The 20,898-nt window shown below is 63.9% G+C and carries 19 protein-coding genes; 9 read left to right on the forward strand and 10 right to left on the reverse strand.

Annotation, left to right across the window (positions count from 1 at the left end; translation table 11 throughout):
* Positions 1-38: 38 nt before the first annotated feature.
* From WH367_RS04035 to WH367_RS04045, 3 genes are read right to left on the reverse strand one after another with little or no spacing between them, the layout of a single operon-like run.
* A complete protein-coding gene (locus WH367_RS04035) occupies positions 39-4,436 on the reverse strand; it encodes a translocation/assembly module TamB domain-containing protein (RefSeq protein ID WP_339534370.1) in 4,398 nt (1,465 codons plus the stop codon).
* Between the two features lie 3 nt (positions 4,437-4,439).
* A complete protein-coding gene (locus WH367_RS04040; RefSeq protein WP_339534372.1) occupies positions 4,440-6,326 on the reverse strand; it encodes an autotransporter assembly complex protein TamA in 1,887 nt (628 codons plus the stop codon).
* A 2-nt stretch (positions 6,327-6,328) separates the two neighbouring features.
* Positions 6,329-7,516, reverse strand: coding sequence for a vWA domain-containing protein (locus WH367_RS04045; RefSeq protein WP_339534373.1), 1,188 nt, complete (start codon positions 7,514-7,516; stop codon positions 6,329-6,331).
* Between the two features lie 73 nt (positions 7,517-7,589).
* On the opposite strand from WH367_RS04045, the gene WH367_RS04050 reads away from it, so the two are divergent.
* Entirely contained in the window at positions 7,590-8,177 is a 588-nt protein-coding gene (locus tag WH367_RS04050) for a hypothetical protein (RefSeq protein ID WP_021025347.1), read from the forward strand.
* A gap of 19 nt (positions 8,178-8,196) precedes the next feature.
* Here the strand turns inward: WH367_RS04050 and WH367_RS04055 are convergent, their stop codons facing one another.
* The 3 genes from WH367_RS04055 to WH367_RS04065 are packed head-to-tail and all read right to left on the reverse strand — an operon-like array spanning position 8,197 to position 9,888.
* Positions 8,197-8,790, reverse strand: a complete 594-nt coding sequence (locus WH367_RS04055) for a GNAT family N-acetyltransferase (protein ID WP_339534374.1) — start codon at positions 8,788-8,790, stop codon at positions 8,197-8,199.
* Positions 8,791-8,799: 9 nt separating this feature from the next.
* Positions 8,800-9,027 carry a hypothetical protein gene (locus WH367_RS04060; protein WP_021025345.1) on the reverse strand — a complete coding sequence of 76 codons (228 nt, stop codon included), beginning with the start codon at positions 9,025-9,027 and terminating at the stop codon, positions 8,800-8,802.
* 6 nt (positions 9,028-9,033) lie between these two features.
* The gene (locus WH367_RS04065) at positions 9,034-9,888 is read right to left on the reverse strand and encodes an AAA family ATPase (protein ID WP_021025344.1); all 855 of its coding nucleotides are present in this window, start codon (positions 9,886-9,888) and stop codon (positions 9,034-9,036) included.
* 103 nt (positions 9,889-9,991) lie between these two features.
* Between WH367_RS04065 and WH367_RS04070 the strand changes: the two genes are divergently transcribed.
* The gene (locus WH367_RS04070) at positions 9,992-10,672 is read left to right on the forward strand and encodes a c-type cytochrome (RefSeq protein WP_182345088.1); all 681 of its coding nucleotides are present in this window, start codon (positions 9,992-9,994) and stop codon (positions 10,670-10,672) included.
* 24 nt (positions 10,673-10,696) lie between these two features.
* On the opposite strand, the gene WH367_RS04075 is transcribed toward WH367_RS04070, so the two are convergent.
* Both WH367_RS04075 and kefC read right to left on the reverse strand, forming a co-directional pair.
* Complete coding sequence (locus tag WH367_RS04075) at positions 10,697-11,131, reverse strand: DUF1841 family protein (RefSeq protein ID WP_021025342.1); 435 nt, start codon at positions 11,129-11,131, stop codon at positions 10,697-10,699.
* 74 nt (positions 11,132-11,205) lie between these two features.
* Positions 11,206-13,080 (reverse strand): glutathione-regulated potassium-efflux system protein KefC, encoded by a 1,875-nt coding sequence (kefC, locus tag WH367_RS04080; protein ID WP_339534377.1) that lies wholly within the window; start codon positions 13,078-13,080, stop codon positions 11,206-11,208.
* Between the two features lie 246 nt (positions 13,081-13,326).
* On the opposite strand from kefC, the gene WH367_RS04085 reads away from it, so the two are divergent.
* Positions 13,327-13,965: a LysE family transporter gene (locus WH367_RS04085; protein WP_339534379.1), complete on the forward strand. Its 639-nt coding sequence runs from the start codon at positions 13,327-13,329 to the stop codon at positions 13,963-13,965.
* A 42-nt stretch (positions 13,966-14,007) separates the two neighbouring features.
* Here WH367_RS04085 and trmL read toward each other — a convergent pair whose 3' ends face one another.
* Positions 14,008-14,493, reverse strand: a complete 486-nt coding sequence (gene trmL / locus WH367_RS04090) for a tRNA (uridine(34)/cytosine(34)/5-carboxymethylaminomethyluridine(34)-2'-O)-methyltransferase TrmL (RefSeq protein WP_339534381.1) — start codon at positions 14,491-14,493, stop codon at positions 14,008-14,010.
* Positions 14,494-14,557: 64 nt separating this feature from the next.
* Entirely contained in the window at positions 14,558-15,325 is a 768-nt protein-coding gene (locus WH367_RS04095) for a ComF family protein (protein WP_339534383.1), read from the reverse strand.
* 50 nt (positions 15,326-15,375) lie between these two features.
* On the opposite strand from WH367_RS04095, the gene WH367_RS04100 reads away from it, so the two are divergent.
* The 6 genes from WH367_RS04100 to WH367_RS04125 all read left to right on the forward strand — a co-directional run bounded on the left by WH367_RS04100 (position 15,376) and on the right by WH367_RS04125 (position 20,855).
* Positions 15,376-16,284 carry a biotin synthase gene (locus WH367_RS04100; RefSeq protein WP_339534384.1) on the forward strand — a complete coding sequence of 303 codons (909 nt, stop codon included), beginning with the start codon at positions 15,376-15,378 and terminating at the stop codon, positions 16,282-16,284.
* A 307-nt stretch (positions 16,285-16,591) separates the two neighbouring features.
* On the forward strand, positions 16,592-18,208 hold the full coding sequence (gene coxB, locus WH367_RS04105) for a cytochrome c oxidase subunit II (protein ID WP_339534386.1): 1,617 nt from the start codon (positions 16,592-16,594) through the stop codon (positions 18,206-18,208).
* Positions 18,209-18,247: 39 nt separating this feature from the next.
* Positions 18,248-19,894 carry a cytochrome c oxidase subunit I gene (ctaD, locus tag WH367_RS04110; RefSeq protein WP_021026280.1) on the forward strand — a complete coding sequence of 549 codons (1,647 nt, stop codon included), beginning with the start codon at positions 18,248-18,250 and terminating at the stop codon, positions 19,892-19,894.
* Complete coding sequence (locus tag WH367_RS04115; protein ID WP_021026279.1) at positions 19,891-19,998, forward strand: cytochrome oxidase small assembly protein; 108 nt, start codon at positions 19,891-19,893, stop codon at positions 19,996-19,998. Before ctaD ends, WH367_RS04115 begins: the two co-directional genes overlap by 4 nt.
* A gap of 18 nt (positions 19,999-20,016) precedes the next feature.
* Positions 20,017-20,643, forward strand: a complete 627-nt coding sequence (locus WH367_RS04120; RefSeq protein WP_339534387.1) for a cytochrome c oxidase assembly protein — start codon at positions 20,017-20,019, stop codon at positions 20,641-20,643.
* Complete coding sequence (locus tag WH367_RS04125) at positions 20,643-20,855, forward strand: DUF2970 domain-containing protein (RefSeq protein WP_021026277.1); 213 nt, start codon at positions 20,643-20,645, stop codon at positions 20,853-20,855. Before WH367_RS04120 ends, WH367_RS04125 begins: the two co-directional genes overlap by 1 nt.
* Positions 20,856-20,898 lie beyond the last annotated feature (43 nt).

Genomic DNA, 20,898 nt, shown 5'->3' on the forward strand with positions numbered 1-20,898 from the left:
TAGGTCACATGGCGCATGGCAGGCGCTCATGGGCTCCATCAGTCATAGCGCAAGGTATAGATCAGGTCCAGCGCGCTGGTGGTACCGGCAGAGCCGCGCAGCTGCAGGTTGCGCGTGAAGTCGAAGAAGATGTACAGCGCACCCAAGGTGCCGGCCAGGCCCGCTTCGTAGGTCACGTACAGGTCTTGCGACAGGCGCTTGCCGACGGACAGGCTGGCCGAATCGCGGTCGGTGCCGCCAAAGCCGATTTCGTCCAGGCCCAGGCTCTTAGCGATATTGCCGGTCACGCTCTCGCCCGAGCCACCGCTGAGCAAGGCCAGCGCCGCTTGCTGCATCAGCGCGCTGCTGGCGCCGCCGCCGGCAGGGTCGCGCCCCATCACCACCCAGGATATCTTTTCCGCATCGGGCATCTCGGGGTTGGAGTAGAGGCTTACGCGTGGGGCTTGCGCCGAGCCGCTGACCTGTACACCGGCCTTCACTGAAATATTGGGGCGCAGCGCCAGAATATCGAGCGAGGGGTTGTTGTAAGGGCCGTTGAAGCGGATCAGGCCGGTTTCCACATTCAGTACCTGGCCCCAGGCGCGGTAGCGGCCTTCTTCGGTGCTGATGACGCCGGTGATGCGCGGCATGCCAATGCCGGCGCCGCCGCTGCTTTGCACATTGAGCGTGCCAGTCAGGCGCGTGGTGATGCCATAACCTTGCAGCGCAAAGTCACGGCCCATGTCCAGCTTGATATTCAGGATCAGCGGCTTGGCGGGCTCGACCCGGCCGGCGGGGGCATCGAGCTTGGCCTGCGCAGCCTTGGCCGCTTCTTGCTTGGCCTTTTCGGCAGCCGCTGCGCGGCTGGCCTTGGTGCTGACCACCACATCGCTGCCCAGCGTGGGCGAGGATTCATCGGCCAGCATGATGCTGGCGCGGTCCACGGTCAGGTCGCCGGTGATGCTCATCTGGCCTTGCTGCAGCTGGCTACGCACCTGGCCGGAGACGCTGACCTGGCGGTCGGCGCGCACCAGCACCTGCAGCGCCTTGGCCTGGGTGCGGATGTCCATGCGGATATCGGGCGCGGCGCCGTTTTGCGGCATGGTCCAACTGATGGTGCCGGTGGCATCGAGCGTGCCGCCGCTGGTGGGCGCGGCCGTCAGGTTGCCGCTGTAGCCGGCAATGCGCGCACGGCTGCCTTCGCCGCCATCAAAGTGCAGGCTTTGCAGCTCCAGCGTATTGCCGTTGAGCTGGGCGCGCAGGCTGCCGTTGCGCAGGTCCACGCCATCCAGTTGCGACTGGATACGCATCTTGTCTGCGGTGATGCTGCCGCTCCAGCGCGGGTCTTGCAGGTTGCCCGCCAGCTGCACATTGGCCGCCAGGCTGCCGGCCACGCGCCAGCCCGGGGGGGCAAAGCTGGCCCAGATGCCCAGGTCAGGCATTTGGGCCTGCACGTTGCCGGACAGCGGTGCATCTGGGGCCATGGTGGCGCCCAGGTAGTTCTTGCCTTCGTACTGCAGCGCCGTTTGCACATCGGCCGTGAGCTGGCCGGCGTTGACCGAATCCCATTGCACGCGGCTGCGCAGCTGGCGGTCCTGCACGGTCAGCTCGACCTTGGCGGTGCGGATGCGCGCAATGATGGTCTGGCCCTCGGCCGAGAAGGCCTTGGAGACCGCACCTTCCTTGCCGCTCGAGTGGAAGGTGACGTTGGTAGGCGCGCTGCCCTGGGTGTGCAGTTGCAAGTCGCCGCTGGCGCGCTCGATCTCGACCTTGGCGTTGAGGCCGTTTTGTGTGTTGACATCCCAGCGGCCCTGGACCACCAGGTCAGAGTCAAAAGGGCTGTGCTTTTGCGCTTGGCTGGGATCGGGCTTTTGGAAAGCGCGGATCCAGCGCAGGGGCAGGCCTTGCAGGCTGCCGGTGCTTTGCAGTTGCACAGCCTGGTCGGCCCCCTGGCTGAATTGCAGCGGGTTCCATTGCAGGGTGACCGTGCCCGGCTCGGGCCCGGTCAGCTGCAACTGGCTGGCGCCGGTGCTGGCGCGCAGCGGCTGGTTGCCGGCGGGCAGCTGCAGTTTGAAGTCCAGCGGCTGCTGCAGCTGCACCTGCCACGGCGCCTTGTTGGGCGGCAGCGTGGCGCGCGCTTGCAGTTTGCTCAAGGCGCCGCTCCACTGTTTGGCCGCCGTGCTGTTGGCGGCCAGGCTGACCTGGGCAGCCATCTGCTGCTCGCCGTGCTGGGCTTGGGCACGCAGATCGAGCTGCACTTTTTTGAGGTTGCCAACCAGGGCCAGCTCGGTATCGCGCAGCTGCCACAGGTCCGCAGCATCGGCGCTGGTGCGCAGGCTCAGCTGTGGGGTGCTGATGTTGGCATCCAGCGCAAAAGGCTGGCCACCGGAAGGAATGCCCGCAGGCAGCTGGGCCAGCAGCCCCGCTTGCTGCAGCTGGCGCAGTGCATCGCCATAGCCACCGCTAAAGCGCAGCTTGGCGTCGAGGCTGCCCTGGGCCAGCATGCCTTCGGGCAGTGCCTGGGCCATGCCCGGCAGCTTGCGCAGCCATTGCAGCAGTTGCTCGGCGCTGCTCAGGCGCAGTGCGATGGTGCCCTGGCCTTGCTGGGGCGCGGCCTGCGCCTTGGCGTCCAGGTTGGCACCGGGCGCCTGCACCGACAATTCACCGGCGCCGCTGCGCTGGTCGATGTTGGCGGTCAGCTGCTTGGCGCTGATGTGGGCGCCCAGCGCATCGATCTGCGCGCTCTGCAGCTGCAGCGCGGGCGCTTTCCACTGGCCCTTGGCGATCACGCGGTCGATCGGCAAGCTGGTGCTCGCTGCGGTGGCCTTGGCCGGTGTGCGGCGCTCGGACGTGATGTTGGCGTCAAACACAATGGCGTCGTTTTGCGACTGGGCCGACAGGCTGCCGGACAGCGTTGCACTGTCGATGCGGGTGTCGACCAGTGCCGGGTTGATCGCGCGCAATGCCGCCTGGATACCGGCATGGTGGTCGGCCAGGCGGTAGTGGCCTTGGGCGCTCAGGTTGCCGCTGCCCAGCTGGACTTCGCTGCCTTCGAGCACGTCCACCCGCTGGCCATCAAACAGCGCATGGGTCTGCACGGCGCTCACCGGCAGAAGCTGGTGGTTGATGGGGCCGGGCAGGGCGTTGCTGATATCGATCTGGATATCGAGTGGCACCGGCAGCAGCGCAGGGGGTGCTGCGGGTTTGGTATCTGAGGTGTCTGAACCTGCTGGTGCTGCGCTGCTGGTGGCCATGGGGTCCACCGGCGCATCCACCAGTGCGGGCGCTGGATGGGCGGTATGGGTGCTGCTGAGAAGATCAGCGGCCGCCTCCGTCACTGCCAACTGGCCATTGAGCAAGGTGGTGGGCAGGCTGGGCAAAAAGGCAGCCAAGTTGACGCTTTGCAGCTGGGCCTGCGCGGGGCCCAGCGGCCAGGGGCGCCAAGGGTAGACGGTGGCATCGACATCGGCCTGCATCGGCGCTGCGCCCGCCAACGCCTCGGCGGAGCGGGCGGCCTGGGCCTTGGCGGCTTTCTCTTGCGCCGACGGCGCCTTGGCGGCCGTCTTTTTGCGGGCGGCGGTGAGTGCCGGTGCATCGGCCGCCGTGGGCTTGGGGGCCGCTGCCTCAAACTGCGGCTTGACCTGGGCCTGCACGCGCAAGGCGGCATCCAGGCCGGACAAGGTGCCGGTCACCTGCACACCGGCATCGGCCAGGATGGCGGGCAGGGTGTCGGTGGCGGGCTGGTCCAGCTGGGCTTTTAGATCGGCAGCGATCTGCATGGGCGCCAGTGCATCCACATCGGCTTTGAGCTGCAGGCGGCTGTTGAAGGCCTCGACCTTGTCGATCTGCAGCTGGTGCTTGTCAGCGGCATAAAGGTAGTGGCCCTGCAGTTGCGTGACGGTGATGGGCTGCGGCGCGGCCCAGACGATTTCGTCCACCGCGAAGGGCACCTCCAGCACGCGCAGCGGCAGGGGCAGCTGCTCCAGAGGCGGGCTGGGTTCCTTGGGCTGGTCGATGCCCGACGGCGTGATGCTGACCTTGGCGATATGGATGGGCGCCAGGCGCAGCTCGCGGTCCCAGATCTTGTCCAGGCTCCAGCCAATGGTGGCCTGGTCCACCTGTACGCTGATCGACGGATTGCTCCACTGCAGCTGGCCAATGCTGCCGCCGCCGCGCAGGCTGCCGCTCACCTCTTGCGCTTGCAGCTGCATGTCGGCCGGCAAAAAGCGCTGGGCCAGGGCGATGCTGCGGGCGAGCGAATCGTTCTGCCCGGTCCACCACCAGGCGCCGCCCAGCAGTGCGGCCAGCAGCAGGATCAGGGCGACGAACAGCCACAGCAGCACGCGCACGGCGCGCCGCAGGCCGCTGCGCTTTTTGGGGGAAGAAGGGCCGCTGGGCGGCGACGCCGCTGGTTGCGCTGCGCTGGCGGTGGGTGCGGTTGCGTGTGTATCTGCCATGTTTTAGAAGCTGTATCCCAGACGCAGGTGCAAGCGGAAGCGTTCGTCTTTCAAGCCATAGGCCACATCGGCCTGCAGCGCGCCCACGGGGCTGCGCCAGCGCAGGCCCGTGCCAATGCCCCAGTAGGGCGACAGATCACCGGCCTTGTCGGCGACCGAGCCCACATCGGCAAACACGGCCGATTCCCAGGCGCTGATCTCGCCATTGCGCACCAGGGGACGCTGGTACTCGACACTGCCCACATACATGTAGCGGCCGCCATAGACTTGGTCATCGGCCACGCGGGTGCCGATCTTTTTGTAGCCGTAGCCGCGCACGGTGGTGTCACCACCGGTGATGAACAGCTGGGTAGCGGGGATCACGGCCGAGTCCTTGGCGAGGATGGCGCCGCCCTCGGCACGCAGTGCGATGCGGGCGCTGCGCGAGCTGCCGTTGGGCGCGGTGACCCTGCCTGCCGGCACAAAGCCTTGCCAGCGCAGCAGGCTGCGCACAAAGGGGTCGCGGTCCGGCGTGATGGTGTAGCCCGCGCCCAGCTCGGCGGCAATGCCGTAGCCGCGCGTGGGGTCGGTGTTGTTGTTGAAATAGCGGCCCGTCCAGCCGTAGTTCACGCTCAGTGCGCTGCTCGATGGGATCTTCTCCTGGCCCTGCACCGACGAAAAGTCGTACTGCAGAAAGGCGCTGCGGTCGATATGGTCGCTGCTCTTTTTGTGGCCGCCGCGCAGCTGCATGGAGTTGACGGTGAAGTCGCCGTTGAGCTCGCGCTTGACCTCGCCCGCACCAAAGTAGGCCCAGCCGCTCTCCTTGGGCAGGTCGGTCCATTCGGTGGACAGCAGCTTCTTGTCGCGCTCGAAGGAGAACTTGCTCACCGCGCGCCAGCCCAGCCAGGGCATCTTGTTGTGGGTGTGGTCCAGGCTCAGGCGCGGACCGGTGTCGGTGGACATACCGATACCGAACACCACCTTTTGCATCTTGGCCTCGCGCACCTGGGCGATCACTGGTGCTTCCTTGGGGTTGGCGGTGTCGGTGTCCAGCGTGAGGAACACCGAGTCGTAGTAGCCGCTGCCCGCCAGCCGGGTCTGGGCGTCGAGCATGTCGGCCTCGCTGTAGTTCTGGCCGCTGGGCAGGCGTGCAATGCGGGCAATGCCTTGGGCGTCATAGCGCTCGGCGCCTTCGATGCGCAGCGGACCAAACTTGTAGAGCGGGCCGCTGTCATAGCCCACCGAGAGCTTGGCTTCGTTGCTATCGCCATCGATATTGGCCTGGCTGTTGCTGATCTTGGCGGTGGGGTAGCGGTTGCGCTGCAGGCTGCGCAGGCCCTCGGACTTGGCGCTGCTCCATTCCTTTTGGGTAAAGCCCTCGCCGGGCTGCAGATCCCAGTTGCGCTCGAAGCGCGCGCGGCGCGCGGCAAAGTTCTTCTCCTCGGTGACCTCACCGCTGTAGTCCAGCGCCACCTCGGTCACCTTGGTCTGCGGGCCGGGCTCGACCTCGATGACCAGCTGCGGCCTTGTCTGGCTGTTCTCGGCCGATATGCCACTGTCGGCAGGGGCAGCGCCGGTGTCGTAGGCGTCAATCTTGATTTCGGGGCTGAAGTAGCCCAAGGTGCCCATCAGCTCGCGCACATTCTCATCGGCGCCGCCCAGCAGGCGCGTCATCTCGCTCATCTGCAGGCCCGGAAAGTTGCGGTAGCGCTTGAGCTCGACATACTGCTCCAGGTACTCGCGCACATTCTTGGGTGCCTTGACGGTGATATCGAACGCGGGCTCGCTGCTGGCATGCGTCGCGGTGTCGTCCGCGTCGTCGGCCTTGGGGGTGCTGCTGCAGCCTGCCAGCAGGGCAGCAGTAAGAATAAAAAACGCCGGCAGAACCGGCGTTGTCAGACGGTGTCGCATGGTCACTTTGACAGCAAACGCATGGTGTCCTCCAGCCCTTTGAGTGACAGGGGAAACATACGGTCGCCTACGAGTTGTTGTATCAGGCTGATGCTTTGGCGGTATTGCCACACGCCTTGGGGCTCCGGATTGATCCAGGCGTGTTTGGGAAAGGCGTGGGTCAATCGCTTAAGCCACTCGGCCCCAGGTTCCTCATTGTTGTACTCAACAGAGCCCCCTGCTTGTAGGACTTCGTATGGACTCATTGTGGCATCGCCCACAAAGATGAGTTTGTAATCTTTGTTATATTTTCTGATGATGTCCCAGGTGGGGAATTTCTCAGCGTAGCGGCGTTTATTGTTCTTCCACATATAGTCGTAGACGCAATTGTGGAAATAATAAAACTCGAGGTGCTTGAACTCGCTTTTGACGGCGCTGAATAATTCCTCGACGCGTTGAATATGGTCGTCCATGGTGCCGCCCACATCCATCAGCAGCAGTACCTTCACATGGTTATGGCGCTCGGGCACCATCTTGATATCGAGGTAGCCGGCATTGGCCGCAGTCGCGCGGATGGTGTCTGGCAGGTCCAGCTCCAGTTCATTGCCTTCCCGGGCAAAACGGCGCAGGCGGCGCAGTGCCACCTTGATATTGCGGGTGCCCAGCTCCTGGGTGTCGTCGTAATCGCGGTAGGCGCGCTGCTCCCAGACCTTGACGGCGCTGCGGCTCTTGCCCGGGCCGCCAATGCGCACACCTGCCGGGTTATAGCCGCCATGGCCAAAGGGACTGGTGCCGTTGGTGCCAATCCATTTGTTGCCGCCTTCGTGCCGGCCTTTTTGCTCTTCCAGGCGTTTTTTGAGCGTCTCCATCAGCTCATCCCAGCCCATGGCTTCGATGGCGGCCTTTTCTTCGGCGCTCAGCTCTTTTTCCAGCACCTGCTTGAGCCAGTCCTCGGGCAGCTCCTTCTTCCAGTCAGTGAGCATTTCCATGCCCTTGAAGTAGGCGCCAAAGGCCTGGTCGAACTTGTCGAACAGCTTCTCGTCCTTGACCAAGCACAGGCGGGCCAGAAAATAGAAATCGTCCAGGCTCCAGGCGTCTTCGGAGCGGGGCCCGGCCAGGCCCTTGTCCAGTGCTTCGAGCAGGGTGAGCAGCTCCTTGACCGACACTGGCAACTTGGCCGCGCGCAAGGTGTAGAAAAAGTCTATCAACATGGTCTTGTAAACAATCCGTAACAGTTTGGCGCTAGCCTCTCCAGTCTAACGGGTACTCAAAAGGCAAGCTGTCATGGTGATGATCAAAACGGACAAGGCACGCCAGGCGTTGCGTGACCGCGGCAGCCTGTCCGTGCAGGAGCGCCAGATTCTGATCTTGTGCGATGGCAACCGCTCGCGTCAAGAGATCGCGCGTTGGGTCGGGGACAGCGCTGGCAGCGTGCTCGATGCCCTGGTCACGGCCGGTTATCTGGCGATGCAACAGCCGCCTGCTCCTCCGCCACCACCACCGCCTCCTCCGGCCCCACCGCCACCCCCACCGGTGGCAGCGCCTGCGCCGGTGCAGGCCGCTCCCAGACCGCCTGCGGCCCCCGTCTATGTCGAGCAAACGCGTGCCAGCCAGGGCAGCAAACGTTCGCTGGCGGGCTGCAAGATGTATGCGGTGGGGATTTTGCAGATGCAGCGCAGTGCCGATGCGATGGCGCTGGCCGTGCGGGTGCAGCAGGCCAGTGACGAGACCGAGCTGCTCCTGGGTCTGGTGGACATGGTCACTTTCCTCGAGCAGATGACCAACACCGGCTATGCCGACAATGTCAAAACCCATCTGCGCCAGATTCTGCCCGAGCAGTACCTGGGCGTGCTGAACCTGCAGACGGCTTAAATCAGCCGTCTCTTTAATGTCAGCGCGGCTGGTTCAGCAGGTACAGCAGCTGCGCCTTGGCTTCGGGCCATTCACCGGCGAGCATGCTGTAGAGCACGGTGTCGCGCACGGTGCCATCGCGGCGCAGTGCATGGTGGCGGATGACGCCGTCCTTCTTGGCGCCCAGGCGCTCAATGGCGCGCTGGCTGGCAAAGTTGTAGTTGTCGGTGCGCCAGCCCACGACGGCCGCGCCCAGCGTCTCAAAGGCATGGGTCAGCAGCAGCAGCTTGCAGGTGGTGTTGACATGGCTGCGCTGCACGCTGCTGGCGTACCAGGTGTAGCCAATCTCCACGCGCTTCAAGGTGGGCACGATGTCGTGGTAGCTGCTGGTGCCCAGCAGCTGGCCGCTGGCCTCGTCTACGACCGCAAAGGGCATGCGGCTGCCGGCATCGCGCATCGCCAGGGCCTGCTCGATGTAGGCGCGGGTGTTCTCGGGCTCGGGCACCGAGGTGACGCGGATGTTCCACAGCTCACCGTCTTGCGCGGCGGCGCGCAGGCCTGCCTCATGCGCCAAGGTCAGCGGGGTCAGCAGCACGCCACGGGCGCGCAGTTCGGTGGGTTCTACAAAGGCCATTGCCTCGTCCTATTCAGTGTGGTTGTTGCGGCGGATGCGCCAGCGCCGGGCCAGTTGCAAGCCGGCGCCGCCGCCCAGGCCCACCAGCGCAATGGCGGCGATGCTGCTGGCACCATAGCCTTCGGAGAACAGCTGCCAGCCCAGCAGCGCGCCAATGCCCCAGCCCAGCAGCGCGCCGGCGAGAAAACCGGCCGCGTCGCTCAGCCCTTCGATCAGCAGTTGCTGTGGGGTGGCCATGGCGATTTAGCGGTTGCGCTGGTTCATGAACACCAGCTTTTCAAACAGGCTCACATCCTGCTCGTTTTTCAACAGGGCGCCTACCAGCGGTGGTATGGCGATTTTCTGATCGGCCGTCTGCAGCACTTCGGGCGGAATGTCTTCGGCAACCAGCAGTTTGAGCCAGTCGATCAGCTCGCTGGTGGAGGGCTTTTTCTTCAGGCCCGGCAGGTTGCGGATGTCGAAGAACACCTTCATCGCCGCCGACAGCAGCTCCTGCTTGAGCGCAGGAAAGTGCACGGCCACGATCTGCTGCATGGTCTCGGCATCGGGGAACTTGATGTAGTGGAAAAAGCAGCGGCGCAGGAAGGCGTCCGGGAGTTCCTTTTCGTTGTTCGACGTGATGACCACCAGCGGGCGGTGCTTGGCGCGGATCATCTGGCGCGTCTCGTAGCAGTAGAACTCCATGCGATCGATTTCGCGCAAGAGGTCATTTGGGAATTCGATATCCGCCTTGTCGATCTCGTCGATCAGCAGCGCCACCGGCGCGTCGGCCGTGAAGGCCTGCCACAGCACGCCTTTGAGGATGTAGTTGTTGATGTCCTTGACGCGGGCTGCGCTCTCGGGGTCGGCGAGCTGGCTGTCACGCAGACGACTGACCGCATCGTACTCATACAAACCCTGCTGGGCCTTGGTGGTGGACTTGATATGCCACTGCAGCAGCGGCATGCCTAGCGCCTGTGCAACCTCCTCCGCCAGCATGGTTTTCCCTGTCCCTGGTTCCCCCTTGACGAGAAGCGGTCTTTGAAGGGTAATTGCCGCATTGACCGCCAGCATGAGGTCATTGGTCGCGACGTAGTTCTGTGTGCCTTGGAATTTCATGGAAGTGGATGCAGAATCGTGATGACGGGGCCAGTACAGCGTTGACTATAAACCCAGATCTCCGCATCACTGCGGCGGCCTGAACCACACGATTGTGCGCACAATGAATAAAAGATGGACCACGATATTTGCCTTGCTTGTCGCGTCAGCGACCGGCGCAGTCTGCGCGCAGGAGATCAAGGGCAATGCCAAGGCGGCTGAGGGCAAGGTGGCGATGTGCATCGGCTGCCACGGCATTGTGGGCTACAAGGCCAGCTTCCCCGAGGTCTACCAGGTGCCCAAGATTTCGGGCCAGAGCGAAAAATACATCGACGCGGCCCTGCATGCCTACAAGAAGGGCGACCGCAAACACCCGACGATGCGCGCCATTGCCGATTCGCTGAGTGAGCAAGATATTGCCGATCTGGCCGCCTACTACGCGCAGCACACGGTGGGCGAGACCCAGCTGGCAGACAAACCGTCCAAGGTGCCCAGCGCCGAAGTGGCCGAACTGCTGAAAAAAGGCACCTGCGTCAGCTGCCATGGCGACAACTTCTCCAAGCCGCTCGATCCCTCGTACGCCAAGCTCGGCGGCCAGCATCCCGACTACCTCTACGCGGCGCTCAAGTCCTACACCATCGAGAAAAACGCCCGCATCGGCCGCAACCACCCGATCATGGTGGGCATGGCCAAGCAGCTGACCCATGCCGAGATGAAGGCGCTGGCCAACTACATTGGCAGCCTGGATGGCCCGCTGCAGATCGTGCCCGAGTCGCGCTTTCGCAGCAAGCAGGCGTCCAATTGAGGCTGCTGGCCGGTCTCTGACGGATCAGTCCTTGGTGGCCTGGCGCTGCACGGCCGCCACATAGGCATTGCCGTCCGGCGGGCGGCCCGAGCGCTGGCTCTCCCACAGCATCGTGCCCAGGCATTCCATGGCCACATGGTGGGCGTCGTGCAAGGAGCCCAGGCGCTTGGCCAGCAGCTCCACCGCCTGGCGAATGCCGCGCGGCTGGTCAATGCTGCACTGCTCGCTGATCGACAGGTGCATCGACAGGTGCAGGAAGGGGTTGGTCTTTTCCGGCGTCAGGTCGTAGTTGCGGGCAATGGCCGCATCCACATCACTCAGGTCTTCACGGTATTCCGGGTGCTCATCGATCCACAGGCTGGCCAGGGTCTCGATGGCTTCCATGGGCTGGCCCGCCTGGTGCTTGGCATAGGCGGCGCAGAAAAATCGCCGGACATCGGCTTGGGAGGGGTTGAACATAGGGCGCACAGCGTAGCATGCACCTGGCAGCTACGCTGGGTTGTGGTTAAGCCGGTTTTGTGCGGCGCGAGGGCTCAGATCTGGCTGTGCGGGTCTTCGGGCGGCGGTGGGTAGGGGCTGCTTGGCGCGTCCTTGGCTTCCTGCACCTGCTCTTGGCGCTCCTGGCGCTCGCGCGCCATCTGCTCAACCAGCTGCTCGCGGCCCTGCTTGGCAACGGCGAGCATGGTTTCGCGGTCATGGTGGTGTTCGTACATCTTGTCCGACAGCTCGATGTTGTGCGCGCGGAACACCGTCACCACATACTGGGCGTCTTCGGCGCTGTAGCCCATCAGCTCCAGCGCCTTCTCGGCCGTCTGCAGGCTGGAGTCAAACACCTCGCGGTCGACATGGTGCACGCCCATGTCACGCAGCGCATACCAGTGCGCCACATCCTTGGCACGGGCGACGATCTTGAGGTGCGGAAAATGCTGCTGCACCAGGCGCACGATCTGGTTGGTCTGCAGCTCGTCATCGACCGCAATCACCATGACCTCGGCCTTCTCGGCGCCAGCAATGCGCAGCAGATCCTGGCGCGTGGCATCGCCATAGAACACCCGGTAGCCAAAGTTCTGCGCCACTTCCAGCATCTCCACGCTGTGGTCCAGGATGACGGCCTTGATGCCCTGGCTCAGCAGCACGCGGGTGACGATCTGGCCGTAGCGGCCAAAACCGGCGATCAGCACCGTCGCTTCTTGCTGTTCACTCAGTTCTGCGGGGGTGTCACCACCTTTGCTCAGGTTGGCAAAGCGCGGCATCAGCCAGCGGTCCATCGCCGCTACGATGAGTGGCGTGGCCACCATCGAGATGGCGACCGAGCCGATCAGCAGGGACGACTGCTGGGGCGTCAAGATGCGCTGCGCCTGGGCGGCGCTGAACACCACAAAGGCAAACTCCCCGCCTTGGGCCAGCAGCAGGGTAAACAGCGGGCGCTCCTGCACCGGCATGCGCAGCAGCTTGGCCAGGCCATAGATGACAACGGACTTGATCAGCAGAAACAGCAGCACCAGCACCAGCATGGCCAGCGGCGCCTGCACGATGACCGCGAAATCGATGCTCATGCCCACCGCGATGAAGAACAGGCCCAGCAGCAGTCCCTTGAAGGGCTCGATGTCGGTCTCTAGCTCGGCGCGGAACTCGCTGTCGGCCAGCAGCACGCCGGCGAGAAAGGCACCCAGCGCCATCGACAGGCCAATTTGCAGCATCAGGAACGCAATGCCCACGACCAGCAGCAAGGCGGTGGCGGTCGATATCTCGCGCGACTCGCTTTGCGCAATCCAGCGCAGCACCGGGCGCAGCAGGTAGCGGCCCACCAGGATGACGGCCACGATGATGGCCAGCGTCTTGCCGATTTCCATCAGCACATTGCCATCGTTCTGCGCGGCCTGGTGGCCCACGGCCAGCAGCGGGATCAGCGCCAGGATCGGGATGGCGGCGACGTCCTGGAACAGCAATATCGCAAAGCTGGTCTTGCCGCTGGTGGTGGACATCAGGTTGCGCTCGGCAATGCTTTGCAGCGCGATCGCGGTCGATGACAGCGCCAGGCCCAGTGCGGCAATCAGCGCCAGATGCCAGTCATAGCCAAAAGCCAGGCCAGCGGCAAACAACCCGGCAGTACACAGCAACACCTGGGCGGTGCCTACGCCAAAGATGGGCCGGCGCATGCTCCACAAGCGGCTGGGCTGCAGCTCCAGCCCGATCAGGAACAGCATCAGCACGACGCCGAATTCGGAGAAATGCAGGATGTCCTGCACATTGCTGACCAGCTGCAGGCCGCTGGGGCCGATGATGATGCCCGCGACCAGGTAGCCGATGATGGTGCCCAGGCCCAGCGCGCGCGAGATCGGCACCGCGATGACGGCCGCGGCCAGGTAGAGAAAGGTGTAGGTAAGCCAGGCGGGAGCGTGTTCCATGCTTGCGTTTTGTTATCGGTGTTTTGTCGTTGCGCTGCACAGATTACTTTTATTTGCCGGGTCACGGTAATTTATTGCAATGTTTTGCGGTTGGCGCTTGTGGGTATTGCCGCCTTAGCTATCAAAAAAATAAATTTACAACAATGGCCGAGCGCCTACGTGCCTGGCCGGGCCGCGCGATAATCGCCGCTTTGCCCCACAGGGGCTGCGTTGGTGGCGGACGGCTCCGCTGCCCCAGGATGAACCATGGATTTGCATACTTGGATGGCGTATCTCGTTGCGGCTTGCATCATTGCCGTATCTCCCGGATCGGGCGCCGTGTTGTCAATGAGCCACGGGCTCTCCTACGGGGTGCGCAAGACCAGCGCCACCATCCTGGGCCTGCAATTGGGCCTGCTGCTAATCCTGTTGATTGCCGGCGCCGGCGTGGGCTCGCTGCTGATCGCCTCGGAGACCGCCTTTAATGTCGTCAAGATTGTCGGGGCCTGCTACCTGATCTACATCGGCTTTGCCCAGTGGCGCGCCAAGGGCGGCATCGTGGACACCCAGGCCGAGCAGCCCGCCAGCGGCAGCTGGCAAAAGCGGGCGCTGAGCGGCTTTTTGACCAATGCCACCAACCCCAAGGGCATCATCTTCATGGTGGCGGTGCTGCCCCAGTTCATGACCTCCGAGCGCCCGCTGTGGCTGCAGCTGCTGATTCTAGCTGCTACGACCTTGGCCGTCGACACCGTGGTGATGCATGGCTACGCTGGCAGCGCCAGCGTGCTGCGCCGCCTGCTGCGCGACAGCCGCGCCATGCGCATCCAGAACAAGGTGTTTGGCGGCCTGCTGATGCTGGTGGGCATGGGCCTGTTCTTCGTCAAGCGCTCGCAAAGCGCGGCCTGACCCTGAGGTATGCCCCGCTGAGTTTGCGGGGCAGCTAAGTCCTTACTGCGCTGGCCTGCCGTCCGGCATCGCAAAGCCATTCTGGCGCCAGGCCTCGAACACCGTCACCGCCACCGCATTGGACAGGTTCAGGCTGCGCTGGCCCGCCACCATCGGCAGGCGCACGCGCTGGCTCGTGGGAAAGCTCTCGCGCACGGCGATCGGTAAACCTCGGGTCTCACAGCCAAACACCAGCCAGTCGCCGGGCTGAAAGCGCACATCAAACGCCGGGCTGCTGCCATGGGTGGTCATTGCAAACATGCGGTCGGCGGCAGGCTGCATGCGCTCGATAAAGGCGTCCCAATGGGCATGGCGCTGGGTGGCGGCGTACTCGTGGTAGTCCAGGCCGGCGCGGCGCATCAAGCGGTCTTCCATCGAAAAGCCCAGCGGCTCGATCAGGTGCAAGCGGCTGCCGGTATTGGCACACAGGCGGATCACATTACCGGTGTTGGGAGGGATTTCGGGTTCGACCAGGACGACGTTGAACATGGCAAATGCGCAAAAACAAGGGCGCCAGTGTAGCGGCCCCGCCAAACAAGGGTGGACCGCTGCGCTATTGGCCGGGCGCCGGCGTTCTGGCAAACACCAGTGCCTGCACCGCTGGCGTGCCTTGCGCCTGCAGCAGCTGCGCCACCGCGCCCAAGGTGGCGCCGGTGGTCATCACATCATCGATCAGCAGTGGGTACTCACCCAGATCCTGCGCCTGCAGGCCCGGACGCAGCGCAAAGGCATGGCGCAGGTTGCGCAGCCGGGCAGCGCGCCCCAGGCCGGCCTGGGCGGGCGTGTCCACCAGCCGCTGCAGGTAGCGCGGCTGCACTGTGGCCAGCGCCAGGCCGCTGGGCGCCTGCCGGTGCAGTGCCTTGGCCAGCAGCAGTGCCTGGTTGTAGCCGCGCTCGCGCATGCGGGCGGCAGACAGCGGCACCGGCAGGATGACGCTGGCTTGCTGCAGGCTGGCCAGCACCCCTGGCGTGTGCAGCAGCAGCTGGGCCATGCGGTTTGCCCATGCCAGCTGCTGGTGAAATTTGAGCCGCAGCACCATGCCATCCCAAGGCGGGCTATAGTCCACGGCGGCATGGCAGCGCTGCAACAGCGGCGCTTCGCGCAGGCAGCCGGCGCAGACCTCGGTGCTGGCCGGCAAGGGCAGCGCGCAGCGGCTGCAGCGGCGCAGGCCCGGCTGCCAGCAGACGCTGGCGCAGGCCGTGCAGATCCAGTCACTGGGCCAGCTGCGGCAGACCAGGCACTGGCTGGGCCAGTGGCCCAGCACCTGGGCCGCACGCTGCCACAGGCTGGGCCGCTGTTTCTCGGGTGTGGCTGCTGTCATCGCTTTAATACCAATCAATAATCTGCGCGCCAAAGCGCAGGTGTTCTCCCATGGCTGAATTTACCGCACCTCCGTCGATCGACCCCAACGCCGCCCATGCCTGGCAGCGGCGCGCGCCTGCGCACAGCCCCTGGCTGCACGAAGAGGTGGGCCGTCGCATGCAGGACCGGCTGCAGTGGATCGTGCAAAAGCCAGAGGCCTGGTGCAGCTGGGAGCCCGTATACGGCGGGCTGGAGGCGCACCGGCAGGTGGCCGAGCGCTACCCGGCGGCCGATATCCATATCGTGGAAAGCCGCCCGGCCCATGCCGCGCTGCTGCGCAGCCAGCTGGACAAGCCCTGGTGGGCGCTGAGCCGCTGGCGCCAGGCCAAGCTGCACTGGGGCCTGCCTGCGCCCGCAAGTGTGCAGATGCTCTGGGCCAATATGGCGCTGCACCAGCATCCCAACCCCCAGCAGCTGCTACAGACCTGGCACCAGAGCCTGGCGGTCAACGGTTTTGTGATGTTCTCCTGTTTCGGGCCCGATACGCTCAAAGAGCTGCGTGCGGCCTATGCCAGCCAGGGCTGGCCCGCTGCCAGCCATGAGTTCACCGACATGCACGACTGGGGCGACATGCTGGTGCAGGCCGGCTTTGCCGAGCCGGTGATGGACATGGAGCGCATCAGCTTGTCGTACTCAGGCGCCGCCCAGTTGCGTGCCGAGCTGCGCGAGCTGGGCCGCAACCTGCACCCGGCCCGCTTTGGCGGCCTGCGTGGCCGCCAGTGGCGCAACGAGCTCGATGCCTTGCTGACCGCCAAGCTGGCCGATGCCCAGGAGCAGGGGCGCCTGGTGGTCTCGTTCGAGATCATCTACGGCCATGCCTTCAAGCCCACGCCACGCATGAAGGTGCAGGGCGAGAGCAGCATCAGCGTGCAAGACATGCAGCAGATGCTGCGCCAGGGGCGCCCTGGCGGCGTCTGATGGTTGGAGTCGCCGCGTGCGTCGCTGAATAGTGGTGCGCAGGCGGTTGTGTGGCTCAGCAAACGATCTACCATAATCGCGCGCTGTCCAGTGGTGGACAGTCGCTGTTGTCAATCTCCTATGATCCCGGGATTGCATGGGTTGCAATCTTGCGCGGTTGCGGCCATGCTCGCTGTAATGACCAAGTGGCATGGGTGCAAGCGGAGATGCACCCGGCGGTGTCTGCACCACGCGGCTGGATGTCTTCCCCACCGACACGCCAGCCTGCCCTACATAACGATGAGAAGATGAGAAGTAAGTGACAACTATGAAAAGTGATTCTCATAAGCTGGCTTCTTGGCTGCTGCTGGTGGCATCTGGCCTCACCTCTGCAGCACATGCGGTGCAAAGTCTTCCCGGCGGCCCGGCCGTTGGGCAGATGAACCTGGCGCCCCCCGTCACCCGAATTGCCCAGGAGCAGCACACGCTGCACTGGATGATGCTCTGGATCTGCACCATCATCTTTGTCGGTGTGTTTGCGGTGATGTTCTATTCCATCTGGAAGCACCGCAAATCCAAGGGGGCCGTGCCTGCCACCTTCCATGAATCGGTCACGGTCGAGGTCACCTGGACCGTGCTGCCCTTCATCATCGTGATCCTGATGGCCTTGCCGGCGACCAAGGTGCTGGTTGCGCAAAAGGACACCACCAATGCCGACCTGACCGTGAAGGTGACCGGCTACCAGTGGAAATGGGGCTACGACTACCTGACCGGCGAAGGCGAGGGCCTGAGCTTTATCTCTACGCTGGACAGTGGCCAGCGCGCGATGTCCAACAGCGGTGATGTCTCCAAGGCGCCCAATGACTACCTGCTGCGCGTCGACAAGCCCTTGGTTGTGCCCGTCGACAAGAAGGTGCGCATCATCACCACCGCCGCCGATGTGATCCACTCCTTCATGGTGCCGGCCTTTGGTATCAAGCAGGATGCGATCCCCGGCTTTGTGCGCGACACCTGGTTCCGCGCCGAGAAAACCGGCGACTACTACGGCCAGTGCGCCGAGCTCTGCGGCAAGGAGCATGCCTACATGCCCATCCATGTGAAGGTGCTGTCGGCCAGCGATTACAGCGCATGGGTGGCCGAGCAAAAGAAGTTGCTCGCCGCGCAGGCCGATGACCCCAACAAGGTCTGGGAGCTGGCCGCACTGGTGGCCCGGGGCGAGAAGGTCTATGCCGCCAACTGCGCCGCCTGCCACCAGGCCAACGGCAAGGGGGCCGGCCCCATCAAGGCGCTCGATGGCAGCCCGGTGGTGCTGGGCCCCACGGCCGACATGATGCACACGGTGCTCGAGGGCCGCGCCAATGGCGCCATGCCGTCCTGGAAGCAGCTGAGCGATACCGACCTGGCAGCGGTCGTCACCTTTACCAAGAACCACTGGAGCAACAAGACCGGCACCATGGTGCAGCCCGCCCAGTTTGTCGCGGCACGCACCGGCAAATTCCCGGAAGGTGGAGGTTCGGCAGCGGCTGCGCCGGCCGCAGCCCCCGCTGCGGCTTCTGATGCCGGCGCCGCTGCGGCAGCCACCCCTGCAAGTCCTGCCGCCGCTGCACCTGCTGCTGCAGCAACTGCAGAAGCACCGATCTCCCAGGTGCTGTTTGCCAGCGGCAAGAGCGAGCTGGACGGCCAGGCCCAGGAGGCGGTGAAGAAAGCCGCCGCCACGCTGGCCGGCCAAAGCGGCAAGGTGGCGTTGTCCGGGTTTGTCGATGGCACCGGCCATGCCGACCAGAATGCCGAGCTGGCCAAGAAGCGCGCCCAGGCCGTGGCCGAGCTGCTGGTAGCCCAAGGCGTGGCAGAGGCGCGTATCGAGATGCGCAAGCCGCAGACCATTACCGCAGGTGAGGGCGCTGACAGCCAGGCGCGCCGTGTCGATATTGTTGCTGCACCCTAAGGCGTGCAAGCCCTAGAAGAGCCATCGGAGTCAAGATTTATGAGCGCTGTTCTCCCCACAGACCCCAGCCATAGCGACCACGGCCAGGCCGACCATGCCCATGACGACCACCACCATGGTGCCCCCACGGGCTGGCGGCGCTGGGTGTTTGCCACCAACCACAAGGACATCGGCACGCTCTACCTGCTGTTCTCGTTCACCATGCTGATGGTGGGCGGCGTGCTGGCGCTACTGATCCGTGCCGAGCTGTTCCAGCCCGGGCTGCAGCTGGTCAACCCCGAGCTGTTCAACCAACTGACGACGATGCACGGGCTGATCATGGTGTTTGGCGCGATCATGCCGGCCTTTGTCGGCTTTGCGAACTGGATGCTGCCGCTGCAGATTGGCGCCAGCGACATGGCCTTTGCGCGCATGAACAACTTCAGCTTCTGGCTGATGATCCCGGCCGGCCTGATGCTGGTGGGCTCGTTCTTCATGCCTGGCGGCGCACCGGCTGCCGGCTGGACCTTGTACGCACCACTGACCCTGCAAATGGGTCCGTCGATGGACACCAGCATCTTTGCGATGCATGTGATGGGTGCCTCTTCCATCATGGGCTCGATCAACATCATCGTCACCATCCTGAACATGCGCGCACCGGGCATGACCTTGATGAAGATGCCGATGTTTGCCTGGACCTGGCTGATCACCGCCTACCTGCTGATCGCCGTGATGCCGGTGCTGGCGGGCGCGATCACAATGACCCTGACCGACCGCCACTTTGGCACCAGCTTCTTCAACCCCGCTGGCGGTGGTGATCCGGTGATGTACCAGCATATCTTCTGGTTCTTCGGCCACCCCGAGGTCTACATCATGATCTTGCCGGCCTTTGGCATCATCAGCCAGATCGTGCCGGCCTTCAGCCGCAAGAAGCTGTTTGGCTATGCTTCGATGGTCTATGCGGTGGCGGCGATTGCGATCCTGTCCTTCATCGTCTGGGCGCACCACATGTTCACCACCGGCATGCCGGTGACCGGCCAGCTGTTCTTCATGTACGCAACCATGCTGATCTCGGTGCCGACGGCAGTGAAGATCTTTAATTGGGTGGCGACGATGTGGCGCGGCTCGATGACCTTCGAGACGCCGATGCTGTTCTCGGTGGGCTTTATTTTCGTGTTCACGATGGGCGGCTTCACGGGCCTGATCCTGTCGATGGCGCCTATCGATATCCAGCTGCAGGACACTTACTACGTGGTGGCGCACTTCCACTATGTGCTGGTGGCCGGTTCGCTGTTCTCGATGTTTGCCGGCTACTACTACTGGGCGCCCAAGTGGACGGGCGTGATGTATGCCGAGTCGCGCGGCCGCATCCATTTCTGGGGCTCGCTGATCTTCTTCAACATCACCTTCTTCCCGATGCACTTTCTGGGCCTGGCCGGCATGCCACGCCGCTACGCCGACTACCCGATGCAGTTTGCCGACTTCAACATGATTGCCTCGATCGGTGCCTTCGGCTTTGGTCTGATGCAGGTCTACTTCTTTGCCTTTGTGGTCTGGCCTGGCATGCGCCACCGTGGCGAGAAGGCGCCGCAAAAGCCCTGGGAAGGTGCCGAAGGTCTGGAGTGGGAGGTGCCATCGCCCGCGCCTTTCCATACCTTTGAGACCCCGCCCAAGCTGGACGCTACTGCAACCAAGGTGATTGGATGATCACCCCCGCGCAGCGCAAGGCCAACCGGCGACTGGCATGGATTCTGGCGTCGATCGCGCTGGCCTTCTTCATCGGATTTCTCGTAAAAATGACGGTGCTCTAGCAGCACAGGGAGCAGCAGGTGAGCAGACATGCAGACAACGCGAAGATGGTGGGCAAGCTGGCCGTGGTCGCCTTTGGCATGTTTGCCTTTGGCTACGCGCTGATCCCGCTGTACAAGCGCATCTGCGAGGTCACGGGCATCAACATCCTGGCGCTGACCGAGCGCGATGTGCCGGGCAACGGCACGGCCGGCAAGAACGTCAAGCTCAACAGCCAGGTCGACGAGAGCCGCACCATCACCGTTGAGTTCGACGCGAATGCGCGTGGGCCCTGGAGCTTCAAACCGGCGGTGCGCACGATGCAGGTACACCCCGGCGCGCTGAGCACGGTGATGTACGAGTTCCGCAACGAGCAGGACCACCGCATGTCGGCCCAGGCGATTCCCAGCTATGCGCCCAAGCAGGCAGCGCCCTATTTCAACAAGCTCGAATGCTTTTGCTTCAACCAGTACACCCTGGAGCCCGGTGAGCGCAAGGAATGGCCAGTGGCCTTTGTGATCGACCCCAAGCTGTCCAAGGATGTGACGACGATCACCTTGTCCTACACCTTCTTTGAGGTCGGTGGCCGCATCCCGGCGGCACCTGCGTCGACGGCGGTGCTGGCGCCTGCGGTGCAGGGCGCCGGGGTGCAGGCAGGGGCATCCTGATGGCCAGCGCGCCCGGCCCGCAACCGCCGCGCAAGGGCAATCTCTGGCGCACGGTCAAGGCTGTGGCTTGGTCGTTTTTGGGGGTGCGCAAGGGGTCGGAATGGCAAGAGGATGGCGTGCAGATCACGCCACTGCAGGTGATTGCCGTGGGTTTGGTGGCGATCTTCCTGTTTGTGCTGGGGTTGATGGCCCTGGTGCAATGGTTGGTTTGATGCCAGTATTGGCATCGCGGAAGAATGAATCAATAAACGAAAT

It is taken from the genome of Comamonas sp. MYb21 (assembly GCF_037479395.1).
Taxonomy (GTDB): Bacteria; Pseudomonadota; Gammaproteobacteria; order Burkholderiales; family Burkholderiaceae_C; genus Comamonas.